The 25,041-nt window shown below is 65.5% G+C and carries 22 protein-coding genes, 1 tRNA gene and 2 pseudogenes; 9 read left to right on the forward strand and 16 right to left on the reverse strand.

Translation table 11 applies throughout. The annotated features are described in order from the left end of the window. A partial coding sequence (locus VIQ49_RS12390; RefSeq protein WP_331884935.1) for a D-arabinono-1,4-lactone oxidase occupies nt 1-963 on the forward strand: 963 nt, incomplete at its 5' end. A 20-nt stretch (nt 964-983) separates the two neighbouring features. Beyond that, nucleotides 984-3,035, forward strand: coding sequence for a neutral/alkaline ceramidase (locus tag VIQ49_RS12395; protein WP_331884937.1), 2,052 nt, complete (start codon nt 984-986; stop codon nt 3,033-3,035). 26 nt (nt 3,036-3,061) lie between these two features. Here VIQ49_RS12395 and VIQ49_RS12400 read toward each other — a convergent pair whose 3' ends face one another. The 5 genes from VIQ49_RS12400 to VIQ49_RS12420 form a co-directional block, all read right to left on the reverse strand. Next, nucleotides 3,062-3,697: a hypothetical protein gene (locus VIQ49_RS12400; RefSeq protein WP_331884939.1), complete on the reverse strand. Its 636-nt coding sequence runs from the start codon at nt 3,695-3,697 to the stop codon at nt 3,062-3,064. Next, on the reverse strand, nt 3,697-5,283 hold the full coding sequence (locus VIQ49_RS12405; RefSeq protein WP_331885016.1) for a peptide chain release factor 3: 1,587 nt from the start codon (nt 5,281-5,283) through the stop codon (nt 3,697-3,699). The genes VIQ49_RS12400 and VIQ49_RS12405 overlap by 1 nt, the downstream gene beginning before the upstream one ends. Nucleotides 5,284-5,590: 307 nt before the next feature. Further along, entirely contained in the window at nt 5,591-6,607 is a 1,017-nt protein-coding gene (locus tag VIQ49_RS12410; RefSeq protein WP_331884941.1) for a beta-ketoacyl-ACP synthase III, read from the reverse strand. Nucleotides 6,608-6,705: 98 nt separating this feature from the next. Then, nucleotides 6,706-7,281 (reverse strand): aminoacyl-tRNA hydrolase, encoded by a 576-nt coding sequence (pth, locus tag VIQ49_RS12415; protein ID WP_331884943.1) that lies wholly within the window; start codon nt 7,279-7,281, stop codon nt 6,706-6,708. Next, nucleotides 7,278-7,883, reverse strand: a complete 606-nt coding sequence (locus tag VIQ49_RS12420) for a TetR/AcrR family transcriptional regulator (protein WP_331884945.1) — start codon at nt 7,881-7,883, stop codon at nt 7,278-7,280. The genes pth and VIQ49_RS12420 overlap by 4 nt, the downstream gene beginning before the upstream one ends. 84 nt (nt 7,884-7,967) lie before the next feature. On the opposite strand from VIQ49_RS12420, the gene VIQ49_RS12425 reads away from it, so the two are divergent. Further along, a complete protein-coding gene (locus tag VIQ49_RS12425) occupies nt 7,968-8,915 on the forward strand; it encodes a DMT family transporter (protein WP_331884947.1) in 948 nt (315 codons plus the stop codon). 4 nt (nt 8,916-8,919) lie between these two features. On the opposite strand, the gene VIQ49_RS12430 is transcribed toward VIQ49_RS12425, so the two are convergent. After that, on the reverse strand, nt 8,920-9,540 hold the full coding sequence (locus VIQ49_RS12430) for a 50S ribosomal protein L25/general stress protein Ctc (RefSeq protein ID WP_331884949.1): 621 nt from the start codon (nt 9,538-9,540) through the stop codon (nt 8,920-8,922). A 227-nt stretch (nt 9,541-9,767) separates the two neighbouring features. On the opposite strand from VIQ49_RS12430, the gene VIQ49_RS12435 reads away from it, so the two are divergent. Continuing rightward, nucleotides 9,768-10,250, forward strand: a complete 483-nt coding sequence (locus VIQ49_RS12435) for a limonene-1,2-epoxide hydrolase family protein (protein ID WP_331884951.1) — start codon at nt 9,768-9,770, stop codon at nt 10,248-10,250. A gap of 90 nt (nt 10,251-10,340) precedes the next feature. Here the strand turns inward: VIQ49_RS12435 and arsC are convergent, their stop codons facing one another. Genes arsC through glmU form a run of 3 tightly spaced genes read right to left on the reverse strand, consistent with a single transcriptional unit; the run spans nt 10,341 to nt 13,175 of the window. Further along, nucleotides 10,341-10,682, reverse strand: coding sequence for an arsenate reductase (glutaredoxin) (gene arsC / locus VIQ49_RS12440; protein ID WP_331884953.1), 342 nt, complete (start codon nt 10,680-10,682; stop codon nt 10,341-10,343). A 13-nt stretch (nt 10,683-10,695) separates the two neighbouring features. Then, nucleotides 10,696-11,676, reverse strand: a complete 981-nt coding sequence (locus VIQ49_RS12445; RefSeq protein WP_331884955.1) for a ribose-phosphate diphosphokinase — start codon at nt 11,674-11,676, stop codon at nt 10,696-10,698. Next, nucleotides 11,673-13,175 (reverse strand): bifunctional UDP-N-acetylglucosamine diphosphorylase/glucosamine-1-phosphate N-acetyltransferase GlmU, encoded by a 1,503-nt coding sequence (glmU, locus tag VIQ49_RS12450; RefSeq protein WP_331884957.1) that lies wholly within the window; start codon nt 13,173-13,175, stop codon nt 11,673-11,675. Before glmU ends, VIQ49_RS12445 begins: the two co-directional genes overlap by 4 nt. A 156-nt stretch (nt 13,176-13,331) precedes the next feature. Here glmU and fabG point away from each other — a divergent pair, with 156 nt between their 5' ends. The 3 genes from fabG to VIQ49_RS12465 all read left to right on the forward strand — a co-directional run bounded on the left by fabG (nt 13,332) and on the right by VIQ49_RS12465 (nt 15,112). Further along, complete coding sequence (fabG, locus tag VIQ49_RS12455; RefSeq protein WP_331884959.1) at nt 13,332-14,087, forward strand: 3-oxoacyl-ACP reductase FabG; 756 nt, start codon at nt 13,332-13,334, stop codon at nt 14,085-14,087. Between the two features lie 151 nt (nt 14,088-14,238). After that, nucleotides 14,239-14,310 (forward strand) — tRNA-Gln (locus tag VIQ49_RS12460). Nucleotides 14,311-14,419: 109 nt separating this feature from the next. Next, on the forward strand, nt 14,420-15,112 hold the full coding sequence (locus tag VIQ49_RS12465) for a TetR/AcrR family transcriptional regulator (RefSeq protein WP_331884961.1): 693 nt from the start codon (nt 14,420-14,422) through the stop codon (nt 15,110-15,112). Nucleotides 15,113-15,119: 7 nt separating this feature from the next. On the opposite strand, the gene VIQ49_RS12470 is transcribed toward VIQ49_RS12465, so the two are convergent. The 5 genes and pseudogenes from VIQ49_RS12470 to VIQ49_RS28940 form a co-directional block, all read right to left on the reverse strand. Next, the gene (locus tag VIQ49_RS12470) at nt 15,120-15,887 is read right to left on the reverse strand and encodes a dioxygenase (protein WP_414731626.1); all 768 of its coding nucleotides are present in this window, start codon (nt 15,885-15,887) and stop codon (nt 15,120-15,122) included. 69 nt (nt 15,888-15,956) lie between these two features. Beyond that, the gene (locus VIQ49_RS12475; RefSeq protein WP_331884965.1) at nt 15,957-16,481 is read right to left on the reverse strand and encodes an N-acetyltransferase family protein; all 525 of its coding nucleotides are present in this window, start codon (nt 16,479-16,481) and stop codon (nt 15,957-15,959) included. After that, complete coding sequence (locus VIQ49_RS12480; protein ID WP_331884967.1) at nt 16,478-17,371, reverse strand: oxidoreductase; 894 nt, start codon at nt 17,369-17,371, stop codon at nt 16,478-16,480. Before VIQ49_RS12480 ends, VIQ49_RS12475 begins: the two co-directional genes overlap by 4 nt. A 57-nt stretch (nt 17,372-17,428) precedes the next feature. Next, nucleotides 17,429-17,807: pseudogene (locus VIQ49_RS12485) on the reverse strand (alkaline phosphatase family protein); the annotation flags it as partial. Between the two features lie 86 nt (nt 17,808-17,893). Further along, nucleotides 17,894-17,953, reverse strand: a pseudogene (locus VIQ49_RS28940) (alkaline phosphatase family protein); the annotation flags it as partial. 194 nt (nt 17,954-18,147) lie between these two features. On the opposite strand from VIQ49_RS28940, the gene mfd reads away from it, so the two are divergent. Continuing rightward, on the forward strand, nt 18,148-21,768 hold the full coding sequence (mfd, locus tag VIQ49_RS12495; RefSeq protein WP_331884969.1) for a transcription-repair coupling factor: 3,621 nt from the start codon (nt 18,148-18,150) through the stop codon (nt 21,766-21,768). Next, a complete protein-coding gene (locus tag VIQ49_RS12500) occupies nt 21,761-22,405 on the forward strand; it encodes a MazG family protein (protein ID WP_414731625.1) in 645 nt (214 codons plus the stop codon). The genes mfd and VIQ49_RS12500 overlap by 8 nt, the downstream gene beginning before the upstream one ends. Before the next feature lie 78 nt (nt 22,406-22,483). Here the strand turns inward: VIQ49_RS12500 and efeB are convergent, their stop codons facing one another. Then, nucleotides 22,484-23,809 carry an iron uptake transporter deferrochelatase/peroxidase subunit gene (gene efeB, locus VIQ49_RS12505; RefSeq protein WP_331884971.1) on the reverse strand — a complete coding sequence of 442 codons (1,326 nt, stop codon included), beginning with the start codon at nt 23,807-23,809 and terminating at the stop codon, nt 22,484-22,486. After that, entirely contained in the window at nt 23,809-25,026 is a 1,218-nt protein-coding gene (gene efeO, locus VIQ49_RS12510; RefSeq protein WP_331884973.1) for an iron uptake system protein EfeO, read from the reverse strand. The genes efeB and efeO overlap by 1 nt, the downstream gene beginning before the upstream one ends. Nucleotides 25,027-25,041 lie beyond the last annotated feature (15 nt).

Consider the following 25,041-nt stretch of genomic DNA (forward strand, 5'->3'; position numbering starts at 1 on the left):
GCGACCGCCACTGGAACACACGGAACCGGGCTGCGGTTCGGTGGGATCAGCGCCCAGATCGTCGGGTTGAAACTGGTGACCGGCACGGGTGAACAGCTCACGGTGGGGCCGGCGCAATCGGGACTGCTCGCGGCAACCGCACTGGGCCTCGGCGCACTCGGTGTGGTCACCGAGGTGACGTTGCAGTGCGTTCCGGCGTTCGCGTTGCGGGCACAGGAGCGGCCCGAGCCGGTCGAGGAGGTGATCGAGTCGTTTCTCCACAACGTCGACACACACGACCACTACGAGTTCTTCTGGTTTCCGCACACCGGACACGCGCTGACCAAATGCAACACCCGGCTGCCGATCGACACACCGCGATCAGGCCCGGGAAGCCTGCGGCGCTACATCGACGACGAACTGATCAGCAACCAATTGTTCCGGGGGATCTGCGCGCTCGGTGCCCGGGTCCCGGCGGTGGTGCCGAAGTTGAATTCGCTGGCGGGCAACGTGTTGTCGTCGCGAACGTACACGGACAGCTCGACGAAGGTGTTCGTGTCGTCGCGCACCGTCCGGTTCCGGGAGATGGAATACGCAATCCCGCTCAACCGGGTGCCGACAGCACTGGAGGAGATCCGCCGGCTGATCGAGAAACGGCGATATCGCGTCAGCTTTCCGGTCGAGGTCCGTGCGGCCGCAGCCGATGATCTGATGTTGTCGACCGCGTCGGGCCGCGAGAGTGGCTACATCGCGGTGCATCGATACCACGCAGACCCGCCGGACGGCTACTTCGACGACGTCGAACAGATCATGGTCGATCATGGTGGCCGGCCGCATTGGGGGAAGATGCACACGCGCGACGACGCGTATCTCCGCTCGGTGTACCCGAGATTCGACGAATTCCTGGCAGTACGACAAGAACTCGATCCCGACGGAGTCTTCGAGAACCCGTATCTGGCATCGGTGCTCGGCCGGGGCGACTAACAGCGAACAAGGGGTGGGGTATGAACGGTGGTGGACCACAGCTGTCGAGGCGTCAGATGCTCGGCACGATGGCGGCGGGCACGGTTGTTGCGGGGGTGAGTGGGACGCTCGGGGCGACCGGAGCCGGTGTGGCCGGCGCCGACCCCGCCGCCGGATATCTGGTCGGGGCCGGGCGGGCCGACATGACCGGAGCCATCGCCGGACAGGGGATGATGGGTTACTCCCAGCCCCAGCAGATCGCCGAGGGTCTGCACATGCGTTATTGGGCAAGGGCTTACATCATCGTCGACAATGCGACGGGCAATCGAGTGGTGTTCGTCACCGCCGACGCCGCGTGCCTGTTCGAATCGATCCACTTCGGGGTGCTGGCGAAACTGAGGTCGCGATTCGGTGCGCTGTACACCGAGTCGAACGTCAATCTCAACGCCACACACAACCACAACTCGTGCGGTGGAACCGCCTGGGACTACGCGTACTCTCTGGCGGCGTTCGGATTCAAGAAGAATTCGTACCAGGCCGAGGTCGACGGGATCTACGACGCGATCTGCCGCGCACACGACTCGTTGGCACCCGGGACGATCAGCCTGGGCCGCGGCGAACTGCACAACGCCAGCGCACAACGGTCCCGATCGGCCTTCGACCTGAACCCCGACCCCGACAAACGCGAGTTCCCCGACGGGATCGATCCGGCGGTCACCGTCCTCCGACTCACCCAGGACGGCGGCGACATCGGCGTCATCACCTGGTTCTCCACACACGGCACGTCGATGGCCGATCACAACAAGCTGATCACCGTCGACAACAAGGGTTACGCGAGTCATCGATGGGAACTCGACGAACCGGGTGTGGTGGCGGCGTTTCCGCAGACCAACGCGGGGGACATGACACCCAACCTGAACCTGGTGCCGTTCTCGCCGTCGGGCCCCACCAAGGACAACCGGGCCAATTGCGCAATCATCGGTGAACGTCAATACCAGGCCGGACGCGCCGCATTCGCCGGCGCATCGCCGATGGCGCGGGCCGGTGTCGATTCGGTGATCCAATACGTGGACTTCGCCGATGTGGCGATCGACGGTTCGTACACCCCTGACGGCAAACCGGCCCGGACCTCTCCGGCGATGATGGGCGCTGGCGCTGTGGCCACGAGCACCGAGGACAACTTCGAGCAGCCATTGCCGTTCTTCTTCGAGGGGCAGGTCAATCCACTGGTCGCCGCGGTCGGCGGGCTCGACGCCCCGATATCGCCGTGGATGCGAGATGTGCAGGCGCCCAAGCTGATCGCCGCCCCGCTGGGACTGCTGCCCCCGGCGCCGTGGATCCCGCAGGTGATGCCGGTCCAGATCATGCGGATCGGCGATCTGGTGCTTGCCGCCGCGCCGGCTGAGTTCACGATCGTCGCCGGTCTGCGAGTGCGTCAGATCGTCGCCGGGGCGCTGCGGGTGTCGATCGACAATGTCTTGTTGCAGGGCTACGCCAACGGCTACAGCCAATACGTGACAACACCCGAAGAGTATGTGGCGCAACAGTATGAAGGCGGTGAAACCCAGTTCGGGAGGTGGACGCTGCCGGCGTACATGCAGAGCTTCGACAAGCTGGCCGGGGCGCTGGCCGCCGGGGCCGTGCACTCCCGTGGTCCGGCGCCGCTGAACGAATCGGGATTCCAGCCGGATCTGGTGCCCCCGCCCCCGCCGGATGCGCCGGTCGCCGGCCGTCGGTACGGGGATGTGCTCGCGGCACCGAGGTCCAGATACCGCGCCGGCGACACGGTTTCGGTCGAATTCGTCGGGGCGCACCCGAACAACAACCTTCGCCGGGCCGACACCTACCTGGAGGTCGAGCAATGGGTCGACGGGCAGTGGCAACGCGTTCTCGACGACAACGCGTGGTCGACGGAACTCCGATGGTCACGACCACCGGCAAGTCTGGATGCCTCGGTGATCACCACTTCGTGGAACATCGGTGCCGGAACGTCGGGGCGCTACCGGATCCGGTACCACGGCGACCACCGCACCGCCGCCGGGCAGATCCACGGGTTCACCGGCACATCGCCGGCCTTCGACGTCGACGCCTGAGCCACAGGCTCTCTGCGGTCGCGGCGTCAGGGCGCCACGGTGAACCATCCCGACACCGCAGCCGTCGGCAACGGTGTCGAGGTGGTCGGTTCGGGCTCGGGGTCGTCCAGTGGGGCAAAGGGGTTGCCGAACACCGCAGTTGTGGTGGGGCAGGAGAACGTGCCGGCCACGCCGGCCCCCGACAGCGCGCGCAGTTCCGTGCTGCAGCCCTGGCCCTGGAATGTTTGTCCATCCACCGCAACAGTCACGCGAGCATTGACCCTGGTGCTCTGGGTCAGGTCGCCGACCAGCATCTCGATCGTCACGCCGTCGGAGCCCGGTCCCTTGAACAGGAACAGCAGACTGTCGATGGGAACGGCGGGATCGACGTTGCCCCACCGTGGATAGTTGTAGCATTGGGCCTGCTGCCCCGGCAGCGTCAGCGAGACGGTGGCCGAGCCGGTGTGAAAGGCGAAGTCCTGCAAGCTGTGATCGACCGTCCCGCGCGGAGGTGACTCCTGGCATCGGGACGATGCGACTTCGGCGCTGACCGCCGCAGGTGGCGCGGCCACCGAGCCGGTGGACGCCGGCTGGTCCGCAGGTTCGGCGGGGTCGCCGCAACCGGCCAGTGCCGCCGCACAAATGACGATGACGGCGGCGGGGGCGGCAACCGACCGGTGCATCAATCTGCTGCCGCGACCAACGGTTCGAGGGTGAGGTCGGCGTGTTCCTTTTCGATGTACTGCAGGCGCCACTTGTCGCTGACGAGAGCGAGCAGAGCGCCGTCGCTGCGGGTGAACACCTCAACACCGCGCTGCCGGTTCAATTCGTCGACGCTGGTCTCGTCGGTGCGGCGGGCGAGAGTGAAAGGCAGCGGCTCGAACCGTGCATCAACACCGAACTCGGTCTTCATCCGGGCCGTCACGACCTCGAACTGCATCGGACCGACAGCGGCGAGCACCGGAGCGGCGTCACCGCGAATCTCGTTGCGCAACACCTGCACAACACCTTCGGAGTCGAGCTGGTCGATCGCCTTGCGGAACTGCTTGTACTTGCCTGCCGAATCGGCCCGGCACACCGAGAAGTGTTCTGGTGCAAACGATGGGATCGGCGGGAACTGCACTTTGACGTCGGTGAACAGCGTGTCTCCGGGCGCGAGCGCCATGGCGTTGACCAACCCGACCACATCGCCGGGATACGCGGTGTCGACCGTCGAACGGTCGCGGCCGAACACGGCCTGCGCGTACTTGGTGGCGAAGGGCTTACCCGTCTGTGCGTGCGTGACGACCATTCCACGTTCGAACTCGCCGGAGACGATGCGCATGTAGGCCAGGCGATCCCGGTGTGAGGAGTCCATACCGGCCTGCACCTTGAAGACGACGGCGCTGAACGGGTCGGTGACCTCGCGGACGGTGTCGTCGATCGCGGTGCGGCCCTCTGGCGGGGGAGCGAGCTCCACCAGAGTCTGAAGGAGCTGTCGCACACCGAAATTGAGCATCGCCGAGGCGAAGATCATCGGGGAGGTCTGTCCGGCGAGGAACAATTCCTGGTCGTGGTCCTGGCCCATCTCGCTGAGCAGTTCGCTCTCCTCGACGGCAGTGGTCCATTCGTCGCCCTCTTTGGCCATGGCGGCCTCGGCGCTGAGGAGTTCCTCGGGGGCGATGGTGGCGCCACCGGCGGTCCGGGTGAAGTGGATGTACTCACCGGACCGGCGGTCGAGCAGTCCCCGGAAGTCTCCGGCGATGCCCACCGGGACGTACAGAGGAGTGGGGGTCAGGCCGATGCGCTCGGTGATCTCGTCGATGAGTTCGAGCGGTGTCTGGCCCGGACGGTCCCACTTGTTGATGATGGTGATGATCGGGATTCCCCGGTGACGACAGACCTGGAACAGCTTGAGTGTCTGCGGCTCGAGGCCCTTGGCGGCATCGATCAACATGACCGCGGCATCGACGGCGGTCAGGACGCGGTAGGTGTCCTCGGAGAAATCGGCGTGGCCCGGGGTGTCGACGAGGTTGATCACGTTGACCACGTCGTCGCCCTCGAGGCGGTAGTTGAACTGCAGCGCGGTCGAGCTCACCGAGATACCGCGGGCCTTCTCCATCTCCATCCAGTCGGAGACGGTGGAGCGGCGGCCGGCCTTGCCGTGAATGGCTCCGGCCTCGCTGATCATCCGGGCATGCAGAGCCAGTGCCTCGGTCATCGTCGACTTACCGGCGTCGGGATGGGAGATGATCGCAAAGGTGCGGCGACGCGCCACCTCACGCGCCACCGTGGCCCGGACTGGTGCAGAACCGCTGGTACCGGACGACGTGCTGGCTTCAGAACTCACGTGGAAAGGTTACAGACCTCGCCCTGCGCAGGACCAATCGCCGCATACCCACCAACCCCGAGCGTGCCAAACCGACCATCGAGCGTGCCGAACCGACCATCGAGCGTGCCAAACCGACCATCGAGCGTGCCGACATCACGTCACGGGCGGGCACTGCCATGCATCTTCGGCACGGTCGGCGGTGATATCGGCACGGTCGACGGGTCGTGTGGGGGGGGGTGCCGGGTGGTGGCGGTGTGGCGACGGGCTACTCGAAGGGGACTGGCGGGAGCTTGACCACCTGTGCGGCGTAGCTCAGGCCGGCGCCGTAGCCGAGGAGGAGCGCGGTGTCGCCGGGCTTGGCCTTGCCGGTCGACAACAGGTCTTCCATCGCCAGCGGGATCGAGGCCGCCGAGGTGTTGCCGGTGTGCTCGATGTCGTTGGCGACCACTGCGCCCTCGCGGAGTTTGAGGCCGCGGGCCAGCAGGTCGTTGATGCGGGAGTTGGCCTGGTGCGGCACGAACACGTCGAGTTCCTGCGCGTCGATCTTGGCGGCGTCGAGCGCCCGCTGACCGGCCTTGCCCATCTCGAACGCGGCCCAGCGGAACACGCTGGTGCCCTCCATACGCAGGTAGGGACGCTGAACGCGGTCGCCGTCGAGGAAGGTCAGCCAGTCGATGTCCTGGCGGATGGCGTCGTACTGCGAACCGTCGCTGCCCCAGATGACCGGGCCGACACCCTGCTCCTTGGTGGCGCCGAGCACCACTGCGCCCGCACCGTCGCCGAAGATGAAGCAATTGCCGCGGTCGGTCATGTCGAGGGCAACCGAGAGCTGCTCCGAGCCGATGACGAGCACGCTCGACGCGCTGCCGGCGCGGATCATGTCGGCGCCGATGCCCATGGCGTAGCCGAAGCCGGCGCAACCGACGGTCACGTCGAAGGCCGGTACGCCGTTGGCGCCGAGCGCGGTGGCTACGGCGGTGGCCGCACCGGGGGTCAGCAGCAGGTGCGTGTTGGTCGCCACGATCACCGCGTCGATGTCCGAGCCACTGAGCAGGGCATTGGCGATGGCCTTGCGACCCGAGTCGATCGCCATCGTGGTGACGGATTCGTTCGGTGAACAGAAACGACGGGTCTTGATGCCGGTGCGGGTGTAGATCCACTCATCGCTGGAATCGATGTGCTCGCAGATCTCCTCGTTGGTGACCACGCGATCCGGTCGATAGGCGCCGATACCGAGAATCCCGACGTTGTTGATTCCGGTCTGGTCAGCGATGACTGGCATTCGATTCCTCTTTTCAGTGCGGCCTTGATCTGTGTATCGGCCAGCAGGTGATGCTTGTAACAGGCTAGTTCAATCCGATGTTGATGACCGCAGCCACCTCACCAGGCGTGGACGCGGTTCTGGGCGTCCTCCAGGCTGTACTCAATCAGCAACTCGATGGCATCGGCCGCGTTTTCGAGCAGAAGGGGCACTTCGGCCCGCTCGGTGGTGGCAAAGGGTTTGAGGACGAAGTCGGCGGGGTCCTGGCGACCGGGCGGACGACCGACACCGAGCCGAACCCGCAGGTAGTCCCTGGTGCCGATGACCGAGGAGATCGACCGCAGCCCGTTGTGGCCACCCTCGCCACCGCCGCGTTTGAGCCGGACCGCACCGAAGTCGATGTCGAGTTCGTCGTGCACCACGATCAGGGACTGCGGCGCGGCGGAATAGAACGCGGCCAGCGGTCCGACCTGACGTCCGGATTCGTTCATGAAGCAGGTGGGTTTGGCCAGGACCACCTGGTGACCTGCCAGGCGCCCGGCCGCCACGGCGGCCCCGGACTTCTTGTGGGCTCTGAACTTCTCGCCGAGTTTGCCTGCCAGATGGTCGACGGCCATCGCGCCCACGTTGTGGCGGGTCTTCTCATAGCGGCTGCCGGGATTGCCCAGCCCGACAATCACGATGGGATCTGTCACCGGGCCATTCTGTCATCCGGTGCCAGCAGTGCCTCGGCGGTCCGGCGTGCGAGCGACGAGGCATCACTCTGGGCGCCTGCCGTGCGCGTGACGATGCTGCCCTCGTGGAGCAGTGTCAGTTGTCCGGCGAGAAAGTGGGGATCGTCGTATCCGCCTGCGATGCAGATATATTCGAAGAGTTCTCGCACCCAGCTCTTCTCTTCGACGATCACTTCGACGCCGGGATGTTCGGTTCCGCCGAGTTCGGCGTAGGCGTTGATGAACCCGCAACCGCGGACCCAGGAATCCATCCATTCGTCGGTGGCATCGAATACCGCCAGGGCCTGGTCGTGCCCGGGGGACTGCTCTTCGATGCGGCCGATCACCAGCGATCTCCACTGCATGCTCCGACGGCGTAGGTACGCGACGATCAGGCCGTTCTTGGATCCGAAGCGGTCGTAGATCGTCTTCTTGGTGGTGCCGGCGGCCTCGGCGATCGAGTCCACGCCGACGGCGTGGATACCGCGGTTGTAGAACAGCGTGGTGGCGGCGGTCAGGATGCGATCGGCGGCCGGCGTCATCGGGGCCTCGACCGGTACGTGCAACGCGACGACTGGACTCATCATGAGGTCCTCTCGATCGGTGTGGGTAGACCTTCGGTCCGAACTACACTGTAAGTATACCGACCGGTGTGTTTATCTGTCGGCATGATCAAGATGTCCACCCTGCTGGTGTTCATGTGGAGTTCGGGATACCTCGGGGCCGAACTCGCCGCGCGGTATTCGTCCTGGCACATGTTGCTCGCCTGCCGGTTCGTGCTGGCCGCGGCCTTGCTGGTCGGGTTCTGCGTGATCCGGAATCGATGGAGACGCAGCGCAGCAGAACTCGAGCCCTGGCGGTTGACCCGGACAGGGCTGGCCCGGCAGGTGGCGCTCGGTGTGGTCATGCAGGGCATGTACCTGGGCGCGATCGGCGCCGCCGTGCAAGCCGGGCTCAGCGCCGGGATCACCGCGCTGATCTGTTCCTTGCAGCCGCTCGTGGTTGCGGCGGGCGCTCTGCCGATCCTCGGGGAGCGGATCGGGAAGCGCGAGTGGGGTGGACTTGTTGTCGGCATCCTCGGCGTCGGGCTGGTCGTCGGCGGAAAACTCGCCGTCGGTGACGCGCCGTGGTGGGCCTACCTGCTGTGCGTCTTCGGAATGCTGTCGCTGGTCGGCGGGACACTGGCGCAACGGAAAATGGTCGCCCCCGAGCCCGTGGTGGTGGCGCTCGCCATCCAATGCACGGTGGGCGCGGTCGTCTTCTGGGCCCTGAACGTGACGCTCGGTGACGTGATCCCGCCGCTGACAATCGAATTCGGGGGTTCGCTGCTATGGGTTGTCGCGTTGTCCACTTTCGGCGGATGGGGAGCCTACATGTGGGTGAACCGTGAGGCCGGCCCGATGCACGTGAGCACCCTGCTGTTGCTGGTCCCGCCCACGACCATGCTCATCGCCTGGCCGATGTTCGGTGATGCGATCGGGCCCTGGGAGATCGTCGGTGTGGTGGTGAGCACGGTCGGGGTCGCGGTCAAACTGGCCGGGGCCGGGGGTACTGAAAAAACTCCGGCCCGCAACACCGAAGTGTGCGGGCCGGAGCCGGTGGAACGGGTGGGGTAATGCTCTACTCTGCTGCCGGAGCTTCTTCGGCGGGCTCGGCCGGAACATCGGTGTCCGACTCGGTGTCGGCCTTCTGTGCCTCGTTGATGGCGACGATCAGGGTCTCGGGGTCCGAGATCAGGGTGACACCCTCGGGCAGCTCGATGTCGCCGGCGGTGATGGTGGTGCCGGTCTCGGCGCCCTCGACCGACACGGTGAGGGACTCGGGGATCGACAGGGCGTCGGCCTCGATCTCGATGACGCTGGCGTCGTTGGTGACCAGGCTGCCGGAGACGGCGTCGCCCTCGACCACGATCGCGACCTCGACGGTGACCTTCTCACCCTTGCGGATGATGACGAAGTCGGTGTGCTCGATGTAGTTGCGGATCGGGTGGACGTCGACCTGCTTGGGCAGAGCCAGCTGCGTCTTGCCGTCGATGTCGAGCTCGATGATGGCGTTGAGGCCGTTGTTACGCAGGATGGCTGCGAACTCACGGGCCGGGACGCTCAGGTGCTGGGGGTCGGCGCCGTGGCCGTACAGAACGGCGGGGACGTTGCCGGCGCGGCGCGCACGACGAGCGGCGCCCTTGCCCTTTTCGGTGCGGACGGTGACAGCAAGCTTGCTGGCGGTATTGGCGGTTGCCATGGGATGACTCCTCGATCGGGTACTGGGTTCGGGCCCGACAAGTTACCGAGGACAGCCACAGTGCACCCAAGAGGGAGAACTACGCCGCGCCGATTACGGTGACTCTGGTTCACCCTCGCCGAGACAACGGCGCAAACTATACCGCAGCGTCCGGGAAAATCCCGATTCGGGCGTTCTACCTGCGGTTACACCGCAGTGCCGGACCATCGCGGGTACCCTCGGGCGGCATGACGGGGAACACAGAAGCAGAAATCACTCAGGCGGGGAGCATTCCGGAGGCGATCACGCCACCGGACACGGTCCGGAGCTTCCTCCACGCCTTTGCGCTGGGCGACCACGTGTCGGCGCTGGCGCTGGTACATCCGAGCATCGAATACGCGAATGTCGGCTACACGTTCACGCGCAAGAAGAAGCGCATCGCCGGTATGTTCCGGGCGATGGACAAGGCGCACATCGGTTTCGGGGTGAAGTTGGTCAACGTCACGTCCGATGGCCCGGTGGTACTGACCGAGCGTGTCGATGAGATCTCTGTCGGCAGGTTCCGGATGCAGTTCTGGGTCTGCGGCCGGTTCGAGGTCGAGGGCGGTCTGATCACCGTGTGGCGCGACTACTTCGACCTCATCGACACGTTCAGGGGTGCGCTGCGGGGTCTGGTGGCGATGGCGTTGCCGCGTATTCAGAAACCGTTGCCGAAGCCGGCCGCGCAGTAATCGCGGCCGGATAGACAAAACCACCCGCTTCAGTCATCTCCACATGTTGCAACATGTGGAAACGACTGGAACGGGTGGTTTTGTCGTAGGTCAGAGAATCTCGTCGACCGACTCGACCGGGCGGGTCAGCCGGGTGCCCTTGTCGGTCACCACAAACGGCCGCTCGATCAGGATCGGGTTCGCGGCCATCGCGTCGAGAAGCTGATCGTCGGACGCGTCGGCGAGGTCGAGTTCTTTGTACAGCGACTCGCGCTTGCGGACCGCTGCCCGGACCTCGATGCCGGCGTCGGAGATCATCTTCTCGAGTTCGGCGCGCGTCGGCGGCAGGTCGAGATACTTCACGATGGTCGGTTCGACCCCGGCATCACGCAAGTGCTGCAACGTCTTTCGTGACGTCGAGCATTTGGGATTGTGATAGATCGTAGCTGCCATCGCTGAGCTTCTCCTATGCGCTTCCGTTGAAAAGACTTGTCACCGAGCCGTTTTCGAATACCTCGCGGATAGTACGTCCCAGGAGCGGGGCGATTGAGAGCACGGTGAGGTTGTCGAAACGTTTCTCGGGGCCGATCGGCAGGGTGTCGGTGGCGATGACCTCGCGGGCGCCGCAATTGGCGAGCCGTTCGGCAGCGGGGTCGGAGAACACGCCGTGCGTGGTGGCGATGACAACGTCACCCGCACCGGCATCCTTGAGGATCCGCACCGCGCCGGCGATGGTGCCACCGGTATCGATCATGTCGTCGATCAGCACGCAGGTGCGGCCACTGACGTCACCGACAACCCGGTTCGACTTGACCTGGTTGGGAACCAGGGGATCGCGGGTCTTGTGGATGAACGCCAGCGGTGCGCCGTTGAGCGAATCGGCCCACTTCTCGGCGACACGCACGCGTCCGGAGTCCGGGGAGACGACGGTGATGTTGTCGGTGCCGTACTTGTCCTTGACGTACTCCGACAACTGGCCCTGCGCATGCATGTGGTCGACGGGGCCGTCGAAGAAACCCTGGATCTGGTCGGTGTGCAGGTCGACCGTGATGATGCGGTCGGCGCCGGCGGTCTTGAGCAGGTCGGCGACGAGGCGGGCCGAGATGGGCTCGCGGCCGCGGTGCTTCTTGTCCTGGCGGGCGTAGGGGTAGAACGGCAGGATCGCGGTGATGCGCTTGGCCGATCCGCGCTTGAGCGCGTCGATCATGATCAGCTGTTCCATCAGGTGCTTGTTGAGCGGGAACGGGCAGCTCTGCAGGACAAACGCGTCCGAGCCACGCACCGACTCCTCGAAGCGCACGAAGATCTCGCCGTTGGCAAAATCACGCGCGGTCTGGGGGGTCACCTTGATGTCGAGCTCTTGTGCGACCGCTTCGGCCAGCTCGGGATGTGCACGACCAGAGAACAGCATGAGGCTCTTCTGGTTGTCGGTGGTGGTCCAGGTCACAGCAAGTCACTTTCTGGTTGCACGTTCTTGGCGGCGGTCAGCGCGTTGGCAGCGGCCCGGGCTGAGGGCGTGCCAGGCCTTCTGGCCTGCACCCAACCGTCGATATTTCTTTGTTTCCCACCGGAGACCGCGAGGGCTCCGGGGGGCACATCCTGCGTCAAGACGGTACCCGCTCCCGTGTAGACCCCATCACCGACGTTGAGAGGCGCCACGAACATCGTGTCGGATCCCGTTCGGCAATGTGCCCCGATTGTGGTACGCGTCTTGTTCACGCCGTCGTAGTTCACGAACACGCTCGAAGCACCGATGTTGGTGCCTTCGCCGATCGTCGCGTCACCGACGTAGGTCAGGTGCGGCACCTTGGCGCCCTTGCCGATGTCCGAGTTCTTCGTCTCGACAAACGTCCCGATCTTGCCGGACTCACCGAGAACCGAGCCGGGACGCAGGTATGCAAAGGGCCCGACCTGCGTGTTTGCGCCGATGACCGATTCTGATGCGTGGGTCCGGATGATCGATGCGCCGGCGCCCACGGTGACGTCGGACAGAGTGGTGTCCGGTCCGATCTCGGCGCCGGTGTCGACGCTCGTCCGGCCCAGCAGTTGTGTTCCGGGCGCGATCGTCACGTCGGCGGCCAGGGTCACGTCGACATCGACCCAGGTGGTCGCCGGGTCGATGATCGTGACGCCGCCCAGCATGTGGCGGGCCAGGATTCGCCGGTTCAATTCCGCGCCGAGCGTCGCCAACTGCAGCCGGTCGTTGCAGCCGGCCACCAGGGCGGCATCGTCGATGTGCTTGGCGCGCACCACTTTCGAGTGCCGGTTGGCGATCTCGATGACGTCGGTGAGGTACAGCTCGTGCTGGGCGTTGTCGGGGGAGAGTTCGGCGAGCGCACCGCGCAACGTGGTGGCGTCGAAGGCGTAGACACCGGAGTTGACCTCGGTGATGCGGCGTTGCTGTTCCGTCGCGTCTTTCTGCTCGACGATCGCGGTGACGGCACCGTCCTGGGTGCGCAGAACCCGGCCGTACCCGGTTGGGTCGGGGGCCGTGGACGTGAGAACTGTCACTGATGCGGCAGGCGCGCTGGTGTGATCTGCGATGAGATCACGCAGCGTGGGGCCGTCCAGGAGCGGGACATCGGCGGCGGTGACGAGCACGGTGCCGTCGAAGTTGTCGGGTAGTGCGGCCAGGCCGGCGCGGACCGCGTCGCCGGTGCCGTTCTGCTGCTCCTGGACCGCGGTGTGGATGTCGCGGCCGAGGGTGCCGGCGACATCGGCGCAGGCAGCGGTGACCTTCTCGCGGTCGTGTCCGACGACGACCACCAGGTGGTCGGGTTCGATATCGGATGCGGCGTGCAACGCGTGGGACAGCAGTGAACGCCCGCCGATCGCGTGCAGGACCTTCGGAGTAGCCGACTTCATGCGGGTGCCGGCGCCCGCGGCGAGGACCAGTACGGCGGTCGGCCCCGAGGCGGTGCGCTCGGATTCAGGTGCCACGGACATGGGACTCCCTTGGCGGTTGGAAGCGGGGAACGGCCCGATCCTACGCACCTTTGGAGGGCACTTGATACAACTGGTGGACCATCGGCAGGGCGTTTGAACCGTGGTTGTGGGTCACCTGGCGATCGTCATCCGAAAATCTTCGACAAGGGAGTTGTTGTGAGCGAGCAGAGAACAGCGATCGTCACCGGTGCGGCGCGCGGTATCGGCGCAGCGGTTGCGAAGCGTCTGTCGGCCGACGGGCACGCAGTTGCGGTCCTGGACCTCGACGAGTCGAGCTGTACCGACACCGTCAAGGCGATCACCGACGCCGGTGGCAAGGCGATCGCGGTGGGCGCCAACGTCGCCGACGAGGCAGCTGTCGCCGCAGCGGTCGAGAAGGTCACCGGCGAACTGGACGCGCCGACGATCCTGGTCAACAACGCCGGCATCACCCGCGACAACATGCTTTTCAAGATGACGGTCGACGACTGGGATTCGGTCATGAACGTTCACCTGCGTGGTGCGTTCCTGATGTCGCGGGCTGTGCAGCAGCACATGGTCGCGGCCAAGTTCGGCCGGATCGTCAACCTGTCGAGCGTGTCGGCCCTCGGTAACCGTGGACAGTCCAACTACTCGGCCGCCAAGGCCGGCATGCAGGGATTCACCAAGACCCTGTCGATCGAGCTCGGCAAGTTCGGTGTGACGGCCAACGCCATCGGACCGGGATTCATCGAGACCGAGATGACCGCCGCGACCGCCGAGCGTGTCGGCGTGCCGTTCGAGGACTACAAAGCCGCCGCCGCGTCGCAGATCCCGGTTGCCCGCGTCGGTCAGCCCGACGACATCGCCCACACCGTCTCGTTCCTGGCGAGCGAAGGTGCCGGGTTCGTCTCCGGTCAGGTCATCTACGTCGCCGGTGGCCCGCGCGACTGATCACCCTGCCGCACACGCTCCGTTTCTGCGAGGACGCTCCACATACATGTGGAGCGTCCTCGTATTTCCGGAGCGTTTGGGCAGGCGCCGCACAGGCGTCATGAGCCCGTTGTGGAATCCCGGTGGGCTCATGGCACAATCGTGAGCGCAATCCGCCATGGTGTAATCGGCAACACTCCTGATTTTGGTTCAGGCATTCTAGGTTCGAGTCCTGGTGGCGGAGCAAAGTATTGACGATATCCCGGATTCTGTGCACCGGCGTTGGCCCGGATCGTTCGCGGATCCGCCTATAGTTGATCAGCGATGGTGATCACGGCGAGGGAGATGCGGCAATGACGGTCGATCGCCCGACCACCAAAGCCGACCAGGTTCAGCGGGTACCCCGAGCGCGGATGACCGGTCCACAGCGGCGTCATCAGCTGATCGAGGTGGCTCGCGGACTGTTCGCGGAGAAGGGGTTCGAGGCCACCGCGGTCGAGGAGATCGCGCAGCGTGCCGGCGTTTCCAAACCCGTTGTGTATGAACATTTCGGTGGCAAAGAGGGCCTCTACGCGGTGATCGTCGACCGCGAGATGGAAACCCTGCTGGAGATGATCACGTCCTCGTTGAGCAAGAACCGGTCGCGGTATCGCGTGCAGCAGGTGGCGCTGGCGCTGCTGACCTACATGGAAGACCGCACCGACGGTTTTCAGATCCTGATGCGCGGTCCGTCCACCGCGGGCGGCGACGCAGGCAAGTATTCGAGTCTGCTCAATGATGCGATCAGCCAGGTCGAACACATACTGGGCAGCGACTTCGAGCGTCGCGGCCGTGACCCGGCACTCGCGCCGTTGTACGCGCAGGCGTTGGTCGGGATGGTGACCTCCACGGCGCAGTGGTGGCTCGACGTGCGCGAACCCTCGAAAGAGGTGGTCGCGGCGCATCTGGTCAACCTGTGCTGGAACGGTCTGGTCAACCTCGAGGACGACCCCCACCTCGTCGGACCGAACGAACCGTCCGAGTCCGAGAAGAAACGACAGACCTAGTGCGGCACTAGGTCAGTTGCAGGCTGCGCTTGCTCAGGCCCATCCAGAATCCGTCGATCACCTGATCGCCCTTCTGTTCGGGGTCGTCGCTGGCGCCGAGGGCCACGAACAACGGTGACCAGTGTTCGATCGTCGGATGGGCGTACGGCATACCGGGCGCGAGGTCGCGGAACCGGATCAGTGATTCCACGTCACCGGCGGCAAAGCGTTCGCCGGCCCATGCGTCGAACTCCTTCGACCACGTCGGTGCGATGGCGTCCGGGCGTGGGTCGCGCAGGAACGGCAGGCCGTGGGTGGTGAATCCCGATCCGATGATCAGCACGCCATCGTCGCGCAGCGGCCGGAGCCGTCGGCCGAGATCGAGTAGCTTCTCGGGATCGAGTGTCGGCAGGGAGATCTGCAGCACCGGGACCCGGGCCTCGGGGTACATGACGGTCAACGGCACGTAGGCACCGTGGTCGAGGCGTCGATGGGGGTCGTGCCGGACGCCCTCCGTGTCGGGCATCAGTGCCTCGATCTTGGCCGCGAGGTCGGCGGCGCCGGGGGCGTCGTAGCGCACGCGGTAGTAGTGCTCGTCGAAGCCGCCAAAATCGTAGGTCAGCGGCACGGTGGGGTCGGTGGCGCCGATGGTGAGCGGCGCCGACTCCCAGTGGGCGGACACCATCAGGATGGCGGTCGGTGTCGGCAGGTCTTTCGACCACTTCTCGAGCTCACCGACCCAGCGGACATCGTCGACCAGCGGGGGAGCTCCGTGGCTCAGGAACAGGGCGGGCATACGTGTCACGGACATGATCTTACCAACCGGACCTCGGTCCGCTTTGTTCCTGCCCCGAATTTCGGCAGTTCAGATGGGCGGTTGGTCGGAATCGACAACGTCGTACTGCATGACGATGCAGTCGACCCAGGATCCGTGTTTGAAGCCGACCCGTCGTAGCCGGCCGACCTCGTAGAACCCGGCTTTGGCGTGCAGCGGGACCGACCCCGAATCCGGAATGGCCGAGATCACCGACACGATCCGGTGGGCCGGTGACTCCTTCACCGAGTCCAGGAGGCCGGTCATCAGTGCTGACCCGTAGCCCTTTCCGGTGTGATCCGGGCTTAAGTAGATGGTGTTCTCCACTGTCCAGGCATATGCCTGCTTCTCCCGATAGTGGGTGACATACGCGAATCCGACCACCCTCCGATGCTCGTCTTCCGCGACGAGGAAGGGAAGTCTGTGCGATATCAGATTGGCGCGCTTGATCTTCCACTCCGCGGCAGTGGGTGAGACATAGTCGAAGGTGATGACCGTGTTGTCGACGTAATGCTTGTAGATGGCTGCGACGTCGACGCAGTCGGGCGCGGTTGCCGGCCGGATGGTCACGGTCATAGCGGATACCTCGTATCGGTTGCGAACTCGGCCAGCTCCCAGAGCAACCCGGCCGTTCGGGTGTCACAGGCGGCCGCCGACCTCCCGACGAGCACCGGACCGCCGCGCAGCCCGAACGGACCACCCGGACCCACATAGGAGCCGGACGGGATGTCCGGGGTGCAGGCGCGCAGGGTGATGGCGGCGCCGTCGGTCGGGGTGTTGGCCAGGACTCTGCCCGCGGCGGTGATCACGGCATCGATCGCGCGGATTCCGGTGACACCGAGAATTCCGGTGGTCGCCCATCCCGGGTGCGCGATGGCCGTGCCGGCGTTCGATCCGGACTTGCGCAGGCGGCGGTCGAGTTCCAGACCCCAGAGCATGTCCGCGAGTTTGGATTGTGAATACGCCGCCGGCCGGCTCCAGTGCCGGCGTTCGAAATGGGGGTCGTCCAGCCGGATCTGCCCAGCTTTGTGAGAACTCGACCCGACGATCACGACGCGGTCGCGGATCTGCGGCAACAGCAGGTTGGTCAGCGCGAACGGGCCGAGAAAGTTTGTGCCGAAAGAGGTTTCGAAGCCGTCGACGGTGAACGTGTGCTCGCGGGCCATGACGCCGGCGTTGTTGACGAGGATGTCGATGTCGCCGAGGCCGTCGGCGCACCGCCGCACAGACGACAGGTCGGCCAGGTCGAGCTGGACGACTTCGGCGTGCGAACCGCCTGTTTCGGCGGCGATCTCGGCTGCGCGCTGTTTGCCGCGGTCGACATCCCGAACAGCCAGAACCACGTGGGCACCAACCCGGGCCAGCCCGCGAGTGGTCTCCCAGCCGAGGCCGTTCGTGGCGCCGGTGACCACGATCCGCTTGCCGTCCAGGCGCGGTAGGTTGGCTGCCGACCAGCGTGATGTCATGCAGCCACAGTAAACGGCCGTCCGCGGTCGAGCGCTGGTCCCGGGATGATCAACCGGTCACACCATTCCGGTGGGGGCCCGGCGCGACCCCGGTTCCTGCGACGGCATCCTGTTCGGCGGCACCGGATAGGGCGCGCCGCGTCCGACGAACCCGGCCGCGACATTGGGCCCGCACTGGGCCGCCGCCAATTGGACGCGCTGTATCGGGTCCATCAGCCGGGGTGTGGTGGAGTTCGGCGGGAACCGAAGTCGAAGGCCGAGGTCATGTCGCCGGTGACGCTGCGTCGCCATGGCGTCAGGTTGGGGACCTCGACACGAACCGGGTTTCGAGCAGACGTAGTTGTGACGTGTGGTCGAATGTTTCGGAGGCCACCGGGCCACCGCGGCTGTACGGCGAAATGACCAGTCCAGGAACGCGATAGCCGAGTCCGATGGGCCGCGGATGCCTTGCGACGAGACACCGGCGGTCGGCCCGACTCCCGGCGCCCAGCCCCGCTGCTTCCACGCATCGGAAGGGTCGTCGAAGCCGCGGACACCCTGCAAGGTGCCGAAGTAGTGGTCGAACGATCGGTTCTCCTGCATGAAGAACACGAAGTGTTCGATGTCGTTCAGGGATCCCGTTCCGGTTCATGCCGGCGAATGGGCTGGTCGCCGTGCGGATCTCCTTGTCCTCGACTCGCTCACTGTAGGGGCGTTCGGACAGCCTTGGTCGGCGTTCGACCCGAACATCGGGTGCTACCGGTCACCACCGCGCAAGGCACCCGTAAACTGTTCCTGTGACTGGGCCCTCTGCTGCATTTTTCACCGGACAGCTATCTGGTTTGGCCCAGATCGCGGCCTCTGACGCGGCGCTGGCAGAGGTGAGCGCGCAACTCGGAACACCCGAACTCGAACTGGTCGGACCCCCGGCGGCGCGGCCGTTCCTCGTCGCCGCGCTGGCCGCGACCGCATCGAAACCGCTGCTGGTGGTCGCCGCCACGGGTCGCGAATCCGATGAACTGACCGCGCAGCTGCGCGACATCATCGGCAAACGCGTGACGCAGTTCCCGTCCTGGGAGACGTTGCCGCACGAGCGGTTGTCGCCGTCCGTCGACACCGTCGGCCAGCGGCTGCGGGTTCTGCACCGGCTGCGCAGTCCCGACGACGACAGCTACGGCCCACCGCTCAAGGTTGTGGTGACCACCGTTCGCTCGCTGGTGCAACCGCTCGCACCGGGGCTCGGTGAGCTCGACTCCATCACGCTGCGGGAGGGTGCCGAGACCGACTTCGACGAGGTGATCGCGAAGCTGGTCGAATTGGCGTACACCCGGGTCGACATGGTCGGCAAACGTGGTGAATTCGCAGTTCGTGGCGGCATTCTCGATGTCTTCCCGACCACCACCGACTACCCGGTCCGCGTCGAGTTCTGGGGCGACGAGATCACCGAGCAGCGGGCGTTCTCGGTGGCAGATCAGCGAAGTCAGCCCGAAGTCGACATGAAGCTGGTGCACGTTCACCCCTGCCGCGAACTCTTGTTGACCGACGGTGTGCGGGCGCGGGCCGCGGATCTGGCCGTGGACATGGCCGCCGATTCGTCGGTGGTCGAGATGCTGACAAAACTCTCGGAAGGCGTCGCCACCGAGGGGATGGAAGCGCTCATTCCCGCGTTGGTCCCCGGCCAGCTGCAGCTGCTCACCGAGGTGATGCCGGTGGGCACCCATGTGGTGATCCTCGATCCGGAAAAGGTCCGAACGCGGGCATCGGACCTCGCCCGTACCGGGGCCGAGTTCCTCGAGGCGTCGTGGACCGCCGCCGGCGGGGGTGGGCTGGCTCCGATCGACCTCGGATTGCTGCACCTCGACGACAGCTCCTATCGCTCCCTCGACGACGTACACCAACAAACCCTTGCGGCGCAGCGTACGTGGTGGACGTACAGCTCGATCGGTATCGGGACGGAGCTCAAACTCACGCCGGGTCCGGCACCTCGCGGTGATGAGGGGGAGATCGCCAAGACCTTCGCCGGACTGCGGGCACACGTCAGCTCCGGGGGACGGGCCGCAGTCGTTTCGGCCGGCGCCGGCACCGCCGAACGTATCGTCGAGCGGCTCGGAGATGCCGAAGTGCCAGTGCGCCTTGCCGATTCGGGCAGCACACCGGAAGCGGGTGTGGTCACCGTCCTGCGAGGCTCGCTGTCGTCGGGTCTGGTCCTGCCTGATGCGGCGTTGGTGATCATCACCGAATCCGACCTCACCGGCGCGCGGATCACCGGAGCGCAGGACGGGCGCAGGCTCCCGGCCAAACGCCGCAATCAGGTCGACCCGCTGGCCTTGAGCGCCGGCGACATGGTGGTCCACGACCAACACGGCATCGGCAAGTTCGTCGAGATGATCGAACGCACCGTCGGTGGTGCACGGCGCGAATACCTGGTCATCGAATACGCCCCGAGCAAGCGCGGTCACCCCGGCGACCGGTTGTTCGTTCCGATGGATTCACTCGATCAGCTGTCCCGGTATGTCGGTGGCGAGGCCCCGTCGTTGTCGAAACTCGGCGGCTCCGACTGGCAGAACACAAAGCGTAAGGCGCGCAAGGCTGTTCGTGAGATCGCCGGCGAGTTGGTGCAGCTCTATGCGGCCCGGCACGCCGCGCCCGGCTATGCGTTCTCGCCCGATACACCGTGGCAGCGGGAGATGGAAGACGCCTTCGGGTTCACCGAGACCATGGATCAGCTGACCGTCATCGGCGAGGTGAAGTCGGACATGGAACGGCCGGTCCCGATGGATCGTGTCGTGGTCGGCGATGTGGGTTACGGCAAGACCGAGATCGCGGTCCGGGCGGCGTTCAAGGCTGTGCAGAGCGGCAAGCAGGTTGCCGTGCTGGTGCCCACAACCATTCTGGCGCAACAACATCTGCAGACCTTCGCCGAACGCATGCAGGGCTTTCCGGTGACGGTGGCCGGCTTGTCCCGGTTCACCGACGCCGGTGACTCCCGCAAGGTCATCGACGGGATGGCCGACGGCAGTGTCGACATCGTGATCGGGACCCATCGTCTACTGGCCACCGGAATCCGCTGGAAAGACCTGGGATTGGTGGTCGTCGACGAGGAACAGCGTTTCGGCGTCGAGCACAAGGAACACATCAAATCGTTGCGGACCCACGTCGACGTCCTGACCATGTCGGCCACCCCGATCCCGCGAACGCTGGAGATGTCGATGGCGGGCATCCGGGAGATGTCGACGATCCTGACCCCGCCCGAAGAGCGGCATCCGGTCCTCACCTATGTGGGTGCCTACCAGGAGAAGCAGGTGGCGGCGTCGATCCGGCGTGAGCTGCTGCGTGACGGTCAGGTCTTCTACGTCCACAACCGGGTCAGCACCATCGACAAGACCGCCGCCGCGATCAAGGAGATGGTCCCCGAGGCGCGGGTTGTGGTGGCACACGGGCAGATGGGTGAGGATCTCCTCGAACGCACGGTCACCGGATTCTGGGATCGCGAATACGACGTCTTGGTGTGTACCACCATCATCGAGACCGGCCTCGACATCTCGAACGCCAACACCCTGATCGTCGACCGGGCCGAGGTGCTGGGCCTGTCGCAGCTGCATCAGCTGCGCGGACGAGTCGGTCGAAGCCGGGAACGCGGGTACGCCTACTTCCTCTACAACGGCGATAAGCCGCTCACCGAGACCGCGTATGACCGGCTGGCGACCATCGCGCAGAACAACGACCTCGGTGCGGGTATGGCCGTGGCGCTCAAGGACCTTGAACTCCGCGGTGCGGGCAACGTGCTCGGTGCCGAGCAGTCCGGACATGTGGCCGGTGTCGGTTTCGACCTCTACGTGCGGCTGGTCGGTGAGGCCGTCGAGGCCTACCGAGCCGCCGCCGATGGACGTCCGATCGCGATGGAAGAGGAGAAAGAGGTGCGGGTCGATCTCCCGGTCGACGCGCACATCCCCGCCGACTACGTCGATTCCGACCGTCTGCGGCTCGAGGCCTACCGCAAGTTCGCGTCGGCGAGCACCGACGACGAGATCTCCGGAGTGGTCGAGGAACTGATCGACCGTTACGGCCCGCTGCCCGAAGAGGTGTTGCGGTTGGTGTCGGTGGCGAAGCTGCGCCTGCTGGCGCGGCAGATCGGCGTGACCGAGGTCGGGGTCGCGGGCAACCAGTTCAAGGTGTCCCCACTGAAACTGCTCGATTCACAACAGGTCCGGCTCAAACGCCTGTATCCGTCTGCGACATACCGGGGCACCACCGGTGTCGTGGGCATCCCGATCCCGCGGACCGGTGGAGTCGGCAGCGACCGGGTGCGCGACGTCGAACTCGTCCAGGTTGTCGCGGATCTGCTGCTGGTCATCGACGGCCGCAATCCGGGCAGCGTCAACATGCGGGTCGATGCCGGTCAGAGTGCCGATGCCTGATCAGCCGAGCGGATGGGAGTTGCTGGCGTCCGTCGAGTTGATGGACCGGCTGCGCCGCGACGGTCCGTGGGAACGGGATCAGACACACGAGTCGTTGCGTCGGTACCTGGTGGAGGAGACGTACGAACTCCTCGATGCGATTGATTCCGGAGACCGGGACCATCTGCTCGAAGAACTCGGCGACATTTTGCTGCAAGTGCTGTTCCACGCCCGGATCGCGGCCGATCGCGACGACGACCCCTTCGACATCGATGATGTGGCACGGGCTTTCACCACGAAGGTCTCCGCGCGAACCCAGGGTGTGCTGAGCGGCGACAACATCGATCTGCAGACCCAGCTCGACGAATGGGAAACGCGTAAGGCCGCGGAGAAGGCGCGGGGGTCGGTGCTCGACGGTATCGCCACGAACCAGCCATCGCTGGCGTTGACGCAGAAAGTGCTGGAACGTCTTGCCGCAGCGGACTTCCCGGCCGATCTCATTCCGGCGGCCGTCACCGGGGTACGGATCACCGCGGACGGCCCCAGCGTCGAGGATCAGCTGCGCCGGGATGTGTTGGCCTTCATGGCCGATGTCCGCGTCGCCGAGTTGGCGAAGCCCGCCACCGCCGGCGATTGGCGCGCCGCCTACCCCCACTGACCGATCTTGGTGGGTTGTGGTGAGGCTGACCTGGGGTTTTGCTCGCCAGAACCCACCAAAATCGGGGGTGGCGGGGGGTCACTCAAACAGGCGCTGGCCCCAATACTCACCCTCGGCAAGACCGGGGGGACAGGCGTAGAGGGCACTGCCGGTGTGCATGAGGTACTCCATCATCGCGTCCTTCGTCGCCAGGGCGCGCTGCATCGGGACGAACTGGGTGTGGGCGTCACGGCAATAGGCGATGAAGAACAGTCCGGCGTCGAGGTGCCCGAACCCGTCAGAACCGTCGGTGAAGTTGTATCCACGACGCAGGATCCGGACGCCCCCGAGATTGTCCGGATGTGCCAGGCGCACATGGGCGTTGTTGGCGATCATCGGCCCGGAGCCGTCGCCGATGTTGAAATCGGGTTCATCGAATTCGTGGACCTTGCCCAGCGGGGCGCCATTTCCCTTGAACCGTCCGACGATCTGTTCCTGTTCGAGCAGCATCGCCCGGTCCCAGGGTTCGATGTCCATCCGGATCCGGCGGGCCACCAGATACGAACCGCCCGTCATCCACTGCGCGGCCGGCGGGTTGTCGCTCTCGGCAACCCAGACGTGGGCGTCGAGGGCCGCGGCGTCGTTCGACTTGATGTTCGCGGTTCCGTCCTTGAACCCGAACATGTTTCGCGGGGTCGCCTGGGTGGTGGTGGTGGACGAGGTGCGTCCGAATCCCAGCTGGGACCAGCGAACGCTGACAACCCCGAATCCCATCCGCGCCAGGTTGCGGATGGCATGGACGGCGACCTGAGGGTCGTCGGAGCAGGCCTGCACCCCGATGTCGCCGAAGCTGCGGGATCGTTCGATGGCATCGGCCACAAACGGCGGTAGGTCGGTGAGCGCCGCCGGCTTCTTGTCGGCGATACCGAATCGGTCTGTGCCGGTGTTGTTCGCAGCATTGGGTCCGAACAGACCGGGACCGAATCCGATCGTGATCGTGAGCGACGACGCCGACAGTCCCAGGGCCTCACCGGTGTCGGCGGGTGGTGTGTAGTCGCCCATTTCGAGCGCCCCACCCTCGACGGTGTCGAGGCCCTTGGTCATGCGTTCGGCGGCCGCGGTCCAGCGTTTCAGCATGTCGATCAGGTCGTCGCGGTTGTCGGTGATGACGTCGAACGACGCGAAATGGAGGCGGTCCTGGGCCTCGGTTGTGATGCCGGCCTGACGCGGACCGCGGAAGGGGACGATGTGGTCGGCCGGATCAGGGCGTGACTCCGGCGCGGTGACGCGGCCGACGGCGAAGCCCCCGGCGGCCACCGCGGCTGCCGCCCCCACACCCGCGGTCCCGAGCAGCACACGGCGACTGACGCCGGTGCGCTCGGTGCTCGTATCGGGTGTGGGTGCGGTGCCGTCTGGTTCGGTCATTACTGCGTCATCACCAGCCCGGGAACGAGTGACAGTGACTGCGAGAGCGCGTCGATCTGATCGGAGAAGGCTTTACGGGCCTCTTCGGGGACCTGGTCGTAGGACTGGTATCCGTCTGCGGTCTGGTACTGGTCGATGGAGGCGCGCACGGCGGCGAACTGTTCGGTGATCTTGTCCATCAGTTCGGGGTTCTTGGCCGAGATGATGGGTTCCATGGCCGCGATCAGGGTTTCCGATCCGTCGACGTTGGCCGCGAAGTCCCACAGGTCGGTGTGGCTGTAGCGGTCTTCCTCGCCGCCGACCTTGGTGGCCGCGACCTCGTCGATGAGGGCTTGGGGGCCCTTGACAAACGAACCGGTCTCGAACACGAAGTCGGGTTTGTCGACCTCGGTCTTGAGCGAGTTGACGTCGACCAGCAGCTGATCGGCGGCCGTGTCGGCGGCGGCCTTGTTGTCGGTGGCGACGGCGTTGTCGTAGTCGGCCTGGGTCACATCGCCCGGGTTCTCGCCGATGTCGGTGGTCTGCGGAGGCCACAGGAATCGCTCGAGGCGGTGGAATCCGGTGAACGGCGCGGCGCCGTCCTCGGTGTCGTCCCAGCGCATGTCGATGGCGGGGTCGAGGTCGGGGAACGACTCGGCGACCGGCTCGATGCGCTCGTAGAAGGTACGGGTCTGCCCGAACTGGGCCTTGGCGGCCTCGAGGTCACCGGCCTTGATGGCGGCGACGAAGACCGCGGTCTGGGCGGCGAATCCGTTGACCTGGCCGCGTACGTAGTCCAGGTAGGAGGCCTTGGCCTGTTCGACGTCGGCCGGGGCCTTGGCTTTTTCCTTGGTCTCGCCGGTGACGGTGAGGTCCTGGCGGATGCCGGTGCCGACCATGCCCGGTTTGCACGCGGTCTGGTAGGTGCCCGGCTCGACGATCTCGACCGTCAGCTTGCCGGTCAGTCCGGGGCCGATGTTCTCGACCTCACCGAGCACACGATTGTTGTTGCCGTAGACGTAGAACTCGGTGATCTTGTCGCCGTTGTTGGTGACGTTGAACGACACGTTGCCCGTCTGAGCATCGGCGGTCGCCAGATCGCAACTGTCGTCGGTCGAGGTCACTGCGATGTCGCCTTCGGAGGCCTCGGTCTTGTCGGTACACGCCGACAGGACCAGCGGGCCGGCCAGCGCCGCGCACAGCAGGACCGCAGCCTTGGCGGATCGGGTGGGGTTCATGGGATGGGTGGTGCC

The organism is Williamsia sp. (genome assembly GCF_036566845.1).
Lineage (GTDB): Bacteria > Actinomycetota > Actinomycetes > Mycobacteriales > Mycobacteriaceae > Williamsia.

What these genes read in the sequence shown, in the direction of transcription:
- VIQ49_RS12395 (WP_331884937.1), top strand. Translation starts at nt 984, where the DNA reads ATGAACGGTGGTGGACCACAGCTGTCGAGGCGTCAGATGCTCGGCACG.
- VIQ49_RS12400 (WP_331884939.1), bottom strand. Translation starts at nt 3,697, where the DNA reads ATGCACCGGTCGGTTGCCGCCCCCGCCGCCGTCATCGTCATTTGTGCG.
- VIQ49_RS12410 (WP_331884941.1), bottom strand. Translation starts at nt 6,607, where the DNA reads ATGCCAGTCATCGCTGACCAGACCGGAATCAACAACGTCGGGATTCTC.
- VIQ49_RS12420 (WP_331884945.1), bottom strand. Translation starts at nt 7,883, where the DNA reads ATGAGTCCAGTCGTCGCGTTGCACGTACCGGTCGAGGCCCCGATGACG.
- VIQ49_RS12425 (WP_331884947.1), top strand. Translation starts at nt 7,968, where the DNA reads ATGATCAAGATGTCCACCCTGCTGGTGTTCATGTGGAGTTCGGGATAC.
- VIQ49_RS12430 (WP_331884949.1), bottom strand. Translation starts at nt 9,540, where the DNA reads ATGGCAACCGCCAATACCGCCAGCAAGCTTGCTGTCACCGTCCGCACC.
- VIQ49_RS12435 (WP_331884951.1), top strand. Translation starts at nt 9,768, where the DNA reads ATGACGGGGAACACAGAAGCAGAAATCACTCAGGCGGGGAGCATTCCG.
- arsC (WP_331884953.1), bottom strand. Translation starts at nt 10,682, where the DNA reads ATGGCAGCTACGATCTATCACAATCCCAAATGCTCGACGTCACGAAAG.
- glmU (WP_331884957.1), bottom strand. Translation starts at nt 13,175, where the DNA reads ATGTCCGTGGCACCTGAATCCGAGCGCACCGCCTCGGGGCCGACCGCC.
- VIQ49_RS12465 (WP_331884961.1), top strand. Translation starts at nt 14,420, where the DNA reads ATGACGGTCGATCGCCCGACCACCAAAGCCGACCAGGTTCAGCGGGTA.
- VIQ49_RS12470 (WP_414731626.1), bottom strand. Translation starts at nt 15,887, where the DNA reads ATGCCCGCCCTGTTCCTGAGCCACGGAGCTCCCCCGCTGGTCGACGAT.
- VIQ49_RS12475 (WP_331884965.1), bottom strand. Translation starts at nt 16,481, where the DNA reads ATGACCGTGACCATCCGGCCGGCAACCGCGCCCGACTGCGTCGACGTC.
- VIQ49_RS12480 (WP_331884967.1), bottom strand. Translation starts at nt 17,371, where the DNA reads ATGACATCACGCTGGTCGGCAGCCAACCTACCGCGCCTGGACGGCAAG.
- VIQ49_RS12500 (WP_414731625.1), top strand. Translation starts at nt 21,761, where the DNA reads ATGCCTGATCAGCCGAGCGGATGGGAGTTGCTGGCGTCCGTCGAGTTG.
- efeB (WP_331884971.1), bottom strand. Translation starts at nt 23,809, where the DNA reads ATGACCGAACCAGACGGCACCGCACCCACACCCGATACGAGCACCGAG.
- efeO (WP_331884973.1), bottom strand. Translation starts at nt 25,026, where the DNA reads ATGAACCCCACCCGATCCGCCAAGGCTGCGGTCCTGCTGTGCGCGGCG.